12 protein-coding genes are annotated in these 11,207 nt (G+C 67.9%); 11 read left to right on the forward strand and 1 reads right to left on the reverse strand.

Features of this window, described 5'->3' with window-relative positions:
• Positions 1-106 precede the first annotated feature (106 nt).
• Entirely contained in the window at positions 107-1,516 is a 1,410-nt protein-coding gene (locus tag N7590_RS20740; RefSeq protein WP_164240814.1) for a coniferyl aldehyde dehydrogenase, read from the forward strand.
• A 138-nt stretch (positions 1,517-1,654) separates the two neighbouring features.
• Complete coding sequence (gene xth, locus N7590_RS20745) at positions 1,655-2,437, forward strand: exodeoxyribonuclease III (RefSeq protein WP_279935854.1); 783 nt, start codon at positions 1,655-1,657, stop codon at positions 2,435-2,437.
• Positions 2,438-2,540: 103 nt separating this feature from the next.
• Here xth and N7590_RS20750 read toward each other — a convergent pair whose 3' ends face one another.
• Positions 2,541-2,792 carry a GlsB/YeaQ/YmgE family stress response membrane protein gene (locus tag N7590_RS20750; RefSeq protein ID WP_005411656.1) on the reverse strand — a complete coding sequence of 84 codons (252 nt, stop codon included), beginning with the start codon at positions 2,790-2,792 and terminating at the stop codon, positions 2,541-2,543.
• An 84-nt stretch (positions 2,793-2,876) separates the two neighbouring features.
• Between N7590_RS20750 and N7590_RS20755 the strand changes: the two genes are divergently transcribed.
• The 9 genes from N7590_RS20755 to N7590_RS20795 all read left to right on the forward strand — a co-directional run bounded on the left by N7590_RS20755 (position 2,877) and on the right by N7590_RS20795 (position 11,161).
• Entirely contained in the window at positions 2,877-3,476 is a 600-nt protein-coding gene (locus tag N7590_RS20755; RefSeq protein WP_164240812.1) for a 4'-phosphopantetheinyl transferase superfamily protein, read from the forward strand.
• A 39-nt stretch (positions 3,477-3,515) separates the two neighbouring features.
• Complete coding sequence (gene rsmG / locus N7590_RS20760) at positions 3,516-4,154, forward strand: 16S rRNA (guanine(527)-N(7))-methyltransferase RsmG (protein WP_164240811.1); 639 nt, start codon at positions 3,516-3,518, stop codon at positions 4,152-4,154.
• A gap of 112 nt (positions 4,155-4,266) precedes the next feature.
• Positions 4,267-5,064 carry a ParA family protein gene (locus N7590_RS20765; RefSeq protein ID WP_006476989.1) on the forward strand — a complete coding sequence of 266 codons (798 nt, stop codon included), beginning with the start codon at positions 4,267-4,269 and terminating at the stop codon, positions 5,062-5,064.
• Positions 5,064-5,987, forward strand: coding sequence for a ParB/RepB/Spo0J family partition protein (locus N7590_RS20770; protein ID WP_008267278.1), 924 nt, complete (start codon positions 5,064-5,066; stop codon positions 5,985-5,987). Before N7590_RS20765 ends, N7590_RS20770 begins: the two co-directional genes overlap by 1 nt.
• 126 nt (positions 5,988-6,113) lie before the next feature.
• Positions 6,114-6,845, forward strand: coding sequence for a suppressor of fused domain protein (locus tag N7590_RS20775; protein WP_164240810.1), 732 nt, complete (start codon positions 6,114-6,116; stop codon positions 6,843-6,845).
• A gap of 51 nt (positions 6,846-6,896) precedes the next feature.
• Positions 6,897-7,862, forward strand: coding sequence for an NAD-dependent epimerase/dehydratase family protein (locus N7590_RS20780; RefSeq protein WP_164240809.1), 966 nt, complete (start codon positions 6,897-6,899; stop codon positions 7,860-7,862).
• A gap of 89 nt (positions 7,863-7,951) precedes the next feature.
• Positions 7,952-8,674, forward strand: a complete 723-nt coding sequence (locus N7590_RS20785) for a glycosyltransferase family 2 protein (protein ID WP_164240808.1) — start codon at positions 7,952-7,954, stop codon at positions 8,672-8,674.
• Entirely contained in the window at positions 8,674-9,021 is a 348-nt protein-coding gene (locus N7590_RS20790; protein ID WP_006476984.1) for a lipid-A-disaccharide synthase N-terminal domain-containing protein, read from the forward strand. Before N7590_RS20785 ends, N7590_RS20790 begins: the two co-directional genes overlap by 1 nt.
• Positions 9,022-9,388: 367 nt before the next feature.
• Positions 9,389-11,161 carry a DUF885 family protein gene (locus N7590_RS20795; protein ID WP_279935855.1) on the forward strand — a complete coding sequence of 591 codons (1,773 nt, stop codon included), beginning with the start codon at positions 9,389-9,391 and terminating at the stop codon, positions 11,159-11,161.
• Positions 11,162-11,207 lie beyond the last annotated feature (46 nt).

An 11,207-nucleotide genomic window follows, 5' to 3' on the forward strand; every position in this document is an offset into this window, starting at 1 on the left:
TGCCGGCCGCTGGCCGGTAATGACTGCTCGCCCGCAGCAAATGCAAGGCTGCCGGCCAGCGGCCGGCACTACCATTGCGTTGCGCAGCACCCCGTATAGTCGGCCCATGACCACCATCGCCCCCGCCGATCTCCCCACCATCCTGCACACCCTGCGCAATGCCTGGCAGTCACAGCGCCCGTCGCTCGACCAGCGTGAAGCCGACCTGCGCCGCCTGCGCGAGGCGCTGAAGCCGCGCCTGGACGAGATGGCACAGGCCATCGCCGAGGATTTCGGCCACCGCGCCCACACCGAATCGAAGCTGGCCGATGGCATGAGCGTGCTGTCGGCCATCGACCACCTGCGCCGCCACCTGCGCCGCTGGTCGAAGCCGCAGCGGGTCGGCGCCGGTTGGCGATTGTGGCCGGCGCGCGCGCAGCTGCGGCCGACGCCGCTGGGCGTGGTCGGGGTGATCTCGCCCTGGAACTACCCGGTCACGCTGGCACTGGTGCCGCTGGCCACCGCCATCGCCGCCGGCAACCACGTGCTGCTGAAGCCTTCGGAACACACCCCGCGCACCAGTGCATTCCTGGCCGATCTGCTGGCCAGCGTGTTCCCGCCCGATCGGGTGGCGGTGGTGCAGGGTGGGGCGGACGTGGCCGCGGCGGTGTCCTCGCTGCCGCTGGACCATCTGCTGTTCACCGGCTCGACGGCGGTGGGCCGCAAGGTGATGGCTGCCGCGGCTGAGCATCTGGTGCCGGTCACGCTGGAACTGGGCGGCAAGTCGCCGGCCATCGTCTGCCGCGATTTCCCACTGGACAAAGCCGCAACGCGGCTGGCCACCGGCAAGTGGTTCAACGCGGGCCAGACCTGCATCGCGCCGGATTACGTGCTGATCGACACCGCGCGCCAGCGTGAGTTCGTGCAGGCGCTGCAGCAGCAGGTACGCGAGCGCTACGGCGACTTCAGCGATGCCGACGATTACACACGCATCATCAACGAAGGCCAGTACCGGCGCCTGCAGGGTTATCTGGCGCAGGCGCGCGAACGCGGCGTGCCGGTCATTCCGCTGGCGCAGGTGGATGAGGCGCGCGCCGACCGCGAGCGCCTGCTGGTGCCGACCGTGGTGCTGGACCCGCCGGACGACCTGGAGCTGATGCGCGAGGAGATCTTTGGCCCGATCCTGCCGGTACGGGCCTACCCGGATCTGGATGACGCGTTGACCGACGTGCTGTCCCGCGATCGGCCGCTGGCGCTGTATCCCTTCAGCCATGACAAAGCGACGGTGGAGCGCATCCTCGGCCAGGTGGTGGCCGGTGGGGTGACGGTCAACGACACGCTGCTGCATTTCGCGGCCGATGGCCTGCCGTTCGGCGGGGTAGGGGCAAGCGGCATGGGCGCGTACCACGGCCGGGCCGGGTTCGATGCGATGAGCAAGCGGCTGCCGGTGCTGTGGCAGTCGCGCTGGGCGGCCAGCGATCGGTTGCGGCCGCCGTACTCGAAGATTGCCGGGTTGCTGAAGCTGCTGCTTCGGTAGTGCCGGCCGCTGGCCGGCAACTGCAGGGTCTTGCCGACGGTTCAAGGGGTTGCCGGCCAGCGGCCGGCACTACCGGTAGGTGCCATGCGCCAACCAAGGTTGGCGTCTACCAAACCCGGGCCGGGTAGAATGCCCCCCATGAAGATCGCCTCGTGGAACGTCAATTCGCTCAATGTCCGCCTGCCGCACCTGGAGCAGTGGCTCAAGGCGTTCGGCCCGGACATCGTCGGTATCCAGGAAACCAAGCTGGAGGACCACAAGTTCCCCGATTCGGCGCTGATCGCCGCCGGCTACCGCAGCGTGTTCGCCGGCCAGAAGACCTACAACGGCGTGGCGCTGCTGTCGCGTGAGCCGGCGCAGGACGTGCAGATCGGCATTCCCGGCTTCGAGGACGAGCAGAAGCGCGTCATCGCCGGCACCTTCGGCGACCTGCGGGTGATCAACCTGTACGTGGTCAACGGCCAGGACATCGGCACCGACAAGTACGACTACAAGCTGCGCTGGCTGGAGGCGGTGCATGCCTGGATCGCCGAGGAAATGCAGCGGCACCCGAAGCTGATCGTGATGGGCGACTTCAACATCGCCCCGGACGCGCGCGACGTGCACGACCCGGAGGTGTGGAACGAAAACCACATCCTCACCTCCACCGCCGAGCGCGGCGCGCTGAACAAGCTGCTGCAGCTGGGCCTGCACGATGGCTTCCGCCTGCACAACGACGAGGCGGGCACCTTCAGCTGGTGGGACTACCGTGCCGCCGGCTTCCGCCGCAATCTGGGCCTGCGCATCGACCTGACCCTGGTCTCCGACGCGCTGAAGCGCAGTGCGGTGGCCTCGGGCATCGACCGCGAGCCGCGTACCTGGGAACGCCCGAGCGACCACGCGCCGGCCTGGGTGGAAGTAGCGTCGAGCTTGCTCGACTGATCTCCCATGCAGTCGAGCAAGCTCGACTCCACAGAACGGGGCCCGACGATTGCCGGGCCCCTTGTGATGCGTCTGCCAGCCAGCGGCCGGCACGACCGCCGCGTCAGCGTATGCTCTTGCGGGTGAACAGGTTGACGATCGCCAGCAGGATCACCGCACCGATCAGCGAGAACAGGAAGGTGCGGATGGTGATCGCTTCGTTGATGCCGCCGCCGAACAGCCAGCCGGAGATCAGCGCGCCGACGATGCCGACCACGATGTTGAGGATGATGCCCTGCTGGGCGTCGCGCTTCATGATGATGCTGGCCAGCCAGCCTACGATGCCGCCGACGATCAGCCAGATGATGATGCCCATGATCGAACCTCCGGTGGGGAACTATGACCAGTTGACGCGCATGGCTGTGAACCCGTCGTGCAATTGTGTGATGGGCGCGTGCGGATGAGCCTGCCAGCCACCCTCGACGGCCCGTGGCGCTTCGGCCCGGTGACGGTCTGGCGGCGCACCCACGTGCCCGGCCAGCGCGGTGAACCGCAGGCGCGGCAGGTGCTGGCGCAGGCGCTGGGGGCCGAACCGCAGGCGCTGCCGTTGGTGCGCGATGGCAAGGGACGGCCTGAACTGACCGGCGCACTGGCCCATTACGGCACCGGCTGGAGCCACAGCGGTGAGGTGCTGCTGGTGGCGCTGGGCGAGGGCGTGCGGCTGGGCGTGGACCTTGAGCTGCTGCGGCCGCGACCACGCCTGCTGGAGATCGTGCGGCGCTTCTTCCACCCCGAGGAAGTGGCCTGGCTGGAACGCCTGGACGAGGCCGGGCGCGAGCACTGGTTCTTCCGCGTGTGGTGCGCCAAGGAAGCGATGCTGAAAGCCCACGGCCAAGGCATCTCGTTCGGCCTGCACCGGCTGCAGCTGGCCCCCGGCAATGATGGCGCCCTGCACCTGCGCTGGTGCGACCCGGAACTGGGCGAGGCCGCGCGCTGGCACCTGCACGAATGGCAGGCCAGCGGGCAGTTCCGCGCGGCATTGGCCTGGTATCCGCACTGAAGCGGGGAATCAGCGCGCAAAACCGGCGATAATGCCGGCATGAGCGAACACCCACTTCCCGCCAGCGTGACTGCCACGCTGGAACAGGGCCTGGCCAGCATGGGCCTGGATGCCGCGCTGGCACCGCCGCTGCTGCGCTACCTGGCCCTGCTGCACCGCTGGAACGGCACCTACAACCTCACCGCCATCCGCGACCCGCAGGAGATGGTCACCCGCCACCTGCTCGACTCGCTGGCGATGCAGCCGTTCGTGGCCGATGGCAGCCTGGCCGACCTCGGCACCGGCCCCGGGCTGCCCGGCATCCCGCTGGCCATCGCCTGCCCGGGCCTGCAGGTCACCCTGGTCGAGAGCAACGGCAAGAAGGCGCGCTTCATGCGCGAGGCGGTGCGCCAGCTCGGCCTGGGCAACGCCCGCGTGGCCGAATCACGCGCCGAGGCGCTGGACGAGGCCGGCCGTTACGACCAGCTGACCGCGCGCGCGATGGACACCCTGGCCGGCATCGTCCGCGTTGGCGGCCACCTGCTGCGCCCCAGTGGCGTGTTGCTGGCCATGAAGGGCGTCTATCCCCATGAAGAGATCGCGGACCTGCCGGAAGGCTGGCAGGTGCGTGAGGTGACCCCGCTGAGCGTGCCCGGCCTGGCCGGCGAACGCCACCTGGTCACTGTTACGGGCCCCTGATTACCGCCGCCAGCCCCTTGTGGAACAACGGGTTGGCGATTCACGATTTCCGCAAGGGGCCGGTTGTACGCATAATGACCGGTCCCAGCACACGTCGACGAGGCACACCCGCATGGCCCGCATCATCGCCATCGCCAACCAGAAGGGTGGCGTCGGCAAGACCACGACCGCCGTCAACCTGGCCGCTTCCCTGGCCAACGCACCCAAGCGCGTGCTGTTGGTCGACCTGGATTCGCAGGGCAACGCGACCATGGGCAGTGGCGTGGACAAGCGCGAGCTGGCTGCCTCCACCTGCGATCTGCTGCTTGGAGAGAACAGTGCTGCCGACGTGCGCGTGCAGGCCGCCGAGGGCTACGACCTGCTGCCCGGCAACATCGACCTGACCGCCGCCGAGATCCAGCTGATGGGTGAGAGCGAGCGCGAGCAGCGCCTGAAGCGCGCGCTGGCGCCGATCCGCGACGAGTACGACTACATCCTGATCGACTGCCCGCCGGCGCTGTCGCTGCTGACGCTCAACGCGCTGGCCGCCGCCGATTCGGTGATCGTGCCGATGCAGTGCGAGTACTACGCACTGGAAGGCCTGAGCGCGCTGGTGGAGACCATCGAAGCGCTGCGCACCAGCCTGAACCCGGCGCTGGAGATCGAAGGCGTGCTGCGCACCATGTTCGATGTGCGCAACAACCTGGCCAACGCGGTCTCGGCCGAGCTCACCGAGCACTTCGGCGACCGCGTGTTCCGCACCATCGTGCCGCGCAACGTGCGCCTGGCTGAGGCGCCCAGCCATGGCCAGAGCATCGTCGGCTACGACCGCGCCTCGCGCGGTGGCGTGGCCTACCTGGGCCTGGCCGGCGAGATCATCCGCCGCAACAACGAACGCAACAAGGCCGCCAAGGCCGTGGAGACCGTCTGATGACCAGCAGCAAGCCGGCAGCCAAGAAGCGAGGCCTCGGCCGTGGCCTGGATGCGCTGCTCGGTCCCAAGGGCGCGGTCAGCCAGGTGCAGGCCACCACCGCGGTGATCGAGCCGCTGCCGGGCGAAGTGCTGCGCAAGCTGGCCGTCGGCCAGCTGCAGCCGGGCAAGTACCAGCCGCGCCGCGAGATGGACGAGGGCAAGCTGTCCGAGCTGGCCGATTCGATCAAGTCGCAGGGCGTGATCCAGCCGATCCTGGTGCGCCAGCTGCCGGCGGGCAACTACGAAATCGTCGCCGGTGAACGCCGCTGGCGCGCCTCGCAGCTGGCCGGCCTGGACGAAGTGCCGGTGGTGGTGCGCGAGCTGGAAGACCGCACCGTCATCGCGATGGCGCTGATCGAGAACATCCAGCGTGAAGACCTCAATCCGCTGGAAGAAGCCGAAGCGCTGCAACGCCTCATCAGCGAATTCACCCTGACCCATGCCGAGGCCGCCGAGGCCGTCGGCCGCTCGCGCGCGGCGGTGTCCAACCTGCTGCGCCTGCTGGAGCTGCCGGTGGCAATCCGCCTGCTGCTGGAAACCCGCCGCCTGGAAATGGGCCACGCCCGCGCGCTGCTGACCCTGGCCCCCGAGCTGGCCGGCAAGCTGGCGCAGGAAGCGGCCGACGAAGGCTGGTCGGTGCGCGAGGTCGAGCGCCGTGCGCAGGCCTTCGCCGCCGGCAAGGTGCCGAGCAACCGCCCGGTGGCCACGCCGAAGGTGCAGCAGGCCGACATCGCCTCGCTGGAAACCGAGCTGTCCGAAGCCCTCGGGGCCAAGGTGGCGATCAACCACGGCCGCGGCGGCAAGGGCAAGCTGATCATCCATTACACCGATCTGGACACGCTCGACGGCGTGCTGGAAAAGCTGCGTACGCGCCAGGGCTGAGCCCGGTGCAGCAACGGGGGACGCGGCCCGTTCCTGCCGTGTCCCGTGAATGACAGGGAACGCACCGCCGCGCGCGCCGGGGCCTGCACTGTCCTCTGGCCCGTGGCCTCATCCAGGGAGCAGGACATGAGCAACGCATTCGACGACGTCAGCCCGGGCGGCAGCCCGATCATGGTGCACAGCCGCCAGAAGGACTTCACGCCGGCGCAGGGCGAAGAACACATCGAGGCGATCAGCGCGCACATCGAGCGCCATCTGGGCCCGGTGTCCGGCGTCTTCCACGAGATCATCTCCGACCTGGTGCACATCGACGTGCACGTGGTGCCGGCCAATGAGCAGTTCCCGTACCTGCGGCTGGTGACCTCCGGCATGAGCGACCTGCCGATGACCGTGCCCGCCGAGGTGGACGCGGACGTGCCGCGCTACATGGAGCTGATGGTGACCCTGCCGGCTGACTGGCCGATCTCGCAGGACGCCTTCGAGGACGAGCGCAACTACTGGCCGGTGCGCCTGCTGAAGGGAATGGCGCGGCTGCCGCACGAGTACGACACCTGGCTGGGCTTCGGCCACACCATCCCCAACGGCCACCCCAGCGAGCCCTATACGCCGGGCGTGGGTTTCGACGGTGCCATCGTGCTGCCGCCGGTGACCACCCCGGAAGACTTCGCCGAGCTGGTTCTTGAGGATGGCAAGACCATCGCCTTCATGACCCTCATGCCGCTGTACCCGGAAGAGATGGACCTGAAGCTGAAAAAGGGCGCCGAAGCACTGCTCGACCGCTTCGATGCGAAGAACATCCAGGACGTGATCGAACCCGGCCGCAGCAATGTGGCCAAGAAGCGTTTCGGGCTGTTCTGAGCCCGCAGCGTATCCTCTGCACCTGTACTCATTGATTTCCAGGCAACTGCAATGACCCTCCTGCTCACCGGCGCTGCCGGCTTCATCGGTGCCTACACCGCCCGCGCGCTGCTGGAGGCTGGCCAGCCGGTGGTCGGCCTGGACAACTTCAACGACTACTACGACCCGCAGATCAAGCGCGACCGCGTGGCCGCGCTGTGCCCGACGCTGGACCTGCGCACGCTGGACCTGACCGACCGCGATGGCCTGGCCGCGCTGTTCGACGAGGTGCAGCCGACCGCGGTGATCCACCTGGCCGCGCAGGCCGGCGTGCGCTATTCGCTGGAAAACCCGCACGCCTACGTAGACAGCAACCTGGTCGGCTTCGTCAACATGCTCGAACTGTGCCGCCACCGTGGCGTGCAGCACCTGGTGTATGCGTCGAGCAGCTCGGTCTATGGCGACTCGGCCACGCCGCCGTTCTCCGAAGACCAGCGCGTGGACCAGCCGCGTTCATTGTACGCGGCGACCAAGGCCGCCAACGAGCTGATGGCCTACACCTACGCGCAGCTGTACGGCCTGCACGCCACCGGCCTGCGCTTCTTCACCGTGTATGGGCCGTGGGGCCGGCCGGACATGGCGCCGCTGCTGTTCTCGCGCGCGGTGCTGGCCGGGCGGCCGATCGATGTGTTCAACGAAGGCCGCATGCAGCGCGATTTCACACATGTCTCCGACATCGTGTCCGGTATCCTTGGCGCCCTCGCGCATCCGGCCGATGGTCCGGTGCCGCACCGGGTGTTCAACCTCGGCAACCATACGCCGGTCGAGCTGGAGCGCTTCATCGGCGTGATCGAGCAGGCTGCCGGCCGCCCCGCGCAGAAGGTCTACAAGCCCATGCAGCCCGGCGACATGGTGCGCACGATGGCCGATACCCGGCGCGCCCATGACGCCTTCGGCTTCGACGCGGTGACCCCGATCGAAGTGGGACTGCCACCCGTCGTGGAATGGTGCCGCGAGTACTTTGGTGATCGCGCCTGAGGACGGATCCTCACGCCGCCGGGTTCATCTTCGGATAACCTCGGTTTCGGAGAATGCGCGGTCTTTGTCCCCCTTTGGCCGAGTGCCTTATGAGCCAACCCGAGCTTTCCGTTGTCGTCCCCGTGTTCAACGAGCGCGACAATGTCACCCCGCTGGTCACCGAAATCACCGCGGCGCTGCGTGGCCGGGTACCGTTCGAGATCATCTACATCGATGACCACTCGCGCGATGACACCTTGGCGGTCCTGCAGGGCCTGAAGGCGACCACGCCGGAACTGCGGGTGCTGCACCACGTGAACCAGAGCGGGCAGAGCACCGCGGTGCGCACCGGCGTCAAGCATGCGCGGGCGCCCTGGATCTCCACCCTGGATGGCGATGGCCAGAACGATCCGGCCGACATTCCCAAGCTGCTGGCCGCGCGCGATGCGGCCGAGGCGCAGGTGAAGCTGTTTGCCGGCTGGCGCGTCAACCGCCAGGACAGCGGCAGCAAGCGCTGGGCCAGCCGCTGGGCCAATGCCATCCGCGCGCGCATGCTGCGCGATGACACGCCCGACACCGGCTGCGGCATCAAGCTGTTCGAGCGCAACGCCTTCCTCGACCTGCCGTACTTCGACCACATGCACCGTTACCTGCCGGCGCTGATGCAGCGTGCCGGCTGGAAGACCATCAGCGTGCCGGTCAACCACCGCCACCGTACCGCCGGCGTGTCCAAGTACAACAACCTGGGCCGCGCGCTGGTCGGCATCCGCGACCTGCGCGGCGTGGCCTGGCTGATCACCCGCAGCAAGCGCACCGCGGTGGAAGAGCGGTGATGGGCCTGGCACTGCACTGGCTCGACCAGCCGCTGACCTGGCTGTACTGGACCGGCCTGCACGTGACCGGCTGGAAGCTGATCGGCTATACCGGCGCGCTGATGTTCGGCGGCCGCTGGCTGGTCCAGTTCATCGCCTCCAAGCGCGCCGGCAAGCCGGTCATCCCGCGCCTGTTCTGGTACATGAGCGTGGTCGGCAGCCTGATGACGCTGAGCTACTTCCTGTTCTCGGCCAAGCAGGACTCGGTGGGCGTGCTGCAGAACCTGTTCCCGGCGTTCACCGCGCTGTACAGCCTGCAGCTGGACATCAAGCACCGGGGCTGGAAGCGGGACAGGGCCAGCCACTGAGGCCCCGGGGCCCCATCCGGCAGGTGCCGACCCTGGTCGGCACATGTGCATCCCGGCCCGGCGTATCCACGCATGGCGTGGATCTACTGCATGTTCGGCGGCCGTCTCCGGTAGATGCCGACCTTGGTCGGCGCTGGGTTTCCGTGATGCCAACCAAGGTTGGCAGCTACCAGAGCAGCGGGACTTTGCCACGTCTGGCGGAAGAGCAGCCGACTAACAGTCGGCTCTACCACGCGCCTTCGGCGCTGGGGCCCCGGCCTGCGGCCGGTTCCCGGTCATGCCTGCGTTGCAGGCAGGACCTTCGTCCCATGCCACCGGCGGTGGGCGGTGCCATGATCGGGGTCTGCCTTCCCGGGAACCTGTGCTCGTGAAAACCCGTCTTGCCGTTGCCCTGCTGATTGCCCTGTCCGCCCCCGCCGTGGCCCTGGCCGCGCCGCCCGCCACCGCTGCACCGGCCAGCGTGGCCACCGAATCGCCCGCCGACGCCGCCTTCCGTGCGGTGTACGAGAAGGAATGGAAGTGGCGTCAGGACGGCGGCGGTGAGGCCAGTGAGGACGAAGATGCCCCGGCCAATGCCACCCGCATGCCCGACGTCGGCCCGGCCGCACAGCAGGCACGCCTGAAGGTGTGGGACGAGACCCTGGCCGCGCTGAAGAAGATCGACCCGAAGACCCTGTCGGCCGACAACCAGGTCAACTACGCGATCTACCGCGACCAGGTGTTCAACCTGGCCGAAGAGGTGCGCCTGCGCGGCTACGAGATGCCGTTCAACGCCGACTCCTCGTTCTGGTCGAACCTGTCCTTCATGGCCCGGCGCGAGATGAAGACCGTGCAGGACTACCAGAACTACATCGCACGCCTGAATGACGTGCCGCGCTACTTCGGCCAGCAGACCGAGAACATGCGCGCCGGCCTGAAGCGAGGTTTCAGCGTGCCGCGTGCCGTGCTCGATGGCCGCGAGGTGTCCATCGCCACCGTTGCCGAACTGAAGGACCCGACCGAATCGCCGCTGTACGCGCCGTTCAAGAAGCTGCCCAACAGCATCCCGGCCGCCGAGCAGGCCAGGCTGCAGGCGCAGGCGCGCGAAGCGATCAGTGGCAAGGTGGTGCCGGCGTTCCAGCAGCTGCGCACCTTCTTCGTCAGCGAGTACGTGCCGCAGGCGCGCACCACGCTGGCTGCCGAAGCGATGCCGGACGGCAAGGCGTACTACAAGCAGCAGATCCACGAATACACCACGCTGGACCTGTCGCCGGACGAGATCCACCGCATCGGCCTGGGCGAAGTCGCTCGCATCCAGGGCGAGATGAACGACATCATCAGGCAGGTGAAGTTCAAGGGCAGCTTCGCCGAGTTCCTGACCTTCCTGCGTACCGATCCGCAGTTCTACGCCAAGACCCCGGAAGAGCTGCTGTCGCGCGCGGCGTGGATCTCCAAGCGGGCAGACGGCCAGCTGGGCAAGTACATGACGCTGCCGCGCGCGCGCTTCACCATCGTGCCGGTGCCGCCGGACATCGCACCGTTCTGGACCGCCGGCCGTGGTGGCATGGGCACCTACTGGCTAAACACCTACAACCTGCCATCGCGCCCGCTGTACAACCTGCCGGCGCTGACCCTGCATGAATCCGATCCGGGCCACGCGCTGCAGGGCGCCATCGCCGCCGAGCAGAAGAACCTGCCCGAGTTCCGCCGCAACGCCTACATCTCCGCCTATGGCGAAGGCTGGGCGCTGTACTGCGAGAAGCTGGGCGTGGAGATGGGCATCTACGAAACCCCGTACGAGGATTTCGGCCGCCTGACCTACGAAATGTGGCGCGCCGCGCGCCTGGTGATCGACACCGGCGTGCACAGCAAGGGCTGGACCCGCGAGCAGGCACTGGCCTACCTGCGTGACCACACCGCGCTGAGCGAGCATGAAGTGACCACCGAAGTGGACCGCTACATCTCCTGGCCGGGCCAGGCGCTGAGCTACAAGCTGGGCGAGATCGCCATCGTGCGCCTGCGCGCGCAGGCCGAGAAGGAACTGGGCGACAAGTTCGACATCAAGGGCTTCCACGACACCCTGCTCAAGCAGGGCTCGGTGCCGCTGCCGGTGCTGGAACAGCAGATCCAGGCCTACATCGCCGAACGCAAGAAGGCCTGACCGCTCCAAGGTAGTGCCGGCCGCTGGCCGGCAACCTGCACGCACT

The organism is Stenotrophomonas sp. GD04024 (assembly GCF_029837545.1).
GTDB lineage: Bacteria > Pseudomonadota > Gammaproteobacteria > Xanthomonadales > Xanthomonadaceae > Stenotrophomonas > Stenotrophomonas forensis.

Bases quoted from the DNA above. Each gene is read 5' to 3' on its own strand.
- N7590_RS20765 (WP_006476989.1), top strand. From the start codon at position 4,267: ATGGCCCGCATCATCGCCATCGCCAACCAGAAGGGTGGCGTCGGCAAG.
- N7590_RS20785 (WP_164240808.1), top strand. From the start codon at position 7,952: ATGAGCCAACCCGAGCTTTCCGTTGTCGTCCCCGTGTTCAACGAGCGC.
- N7590_RS20740 (WP_164240814.1), top strand. From the start codon at position 107: ATGACCACCATCGCCCCCGCCGATCTCCCCACCATCCTGCACACCCTG.
- N7590_RS20755 (WP_164240812.1), top strand. From the start codon at position 2,877: ATGAGCCTGCCAGCCACCCTCGACGGCCCGTGGCGCTTCGGCCCGGTG.
- xth (WP_279935854.1), top strand. From the start codon at position 1,655: ATGAAGATCGCCTCGTGGAACGTCAATTCGCTCAATGTCCGCCTGCCG.
- N7590_RS20750 (WP_005411656.1), bottom strand. From the start codon at position 2,792: ATGGGCATCATCATCTGGCTGATCGTCGGCGGCATCGTAGGCTGGCTG.
- rsmG (WP_164240811.1), top strand. From the start codon at position 3,516: ATGAGCGAACACCCACTTCCCGCCAGCGTGACTGCCACGCTGGAACAG.
- N7590_RS20780 (WP_164240809.1), top strand. From the start codon at position 6,897: ATGACCCTCCTGCTCACCGGCGCTGCCGGCTTCATCGGTGCCTACACC.
- N7590_RS20770 (WP_008267278.1), top strand. From the start codon at position 5,064: ATGACCAGCAGCAAGCCGGCAGCCAAGAAGCGAGGCCTCGGCCGTGGC.
- N7590_RS20790 (WP_006476984.1), top strand. From the start codon at position 8,674: ATGGGCCTGGCACTGCACTGGCTCGACCAGCCGCTGACCTGGCTGTAC.
- N7590_RS20775 (WP_164240810.1), top strand. From the start codon at position 6,114: ATGAGCAACGCATTCGACGACGTCAGCCCGGGCGGCAGCCCGATCATG.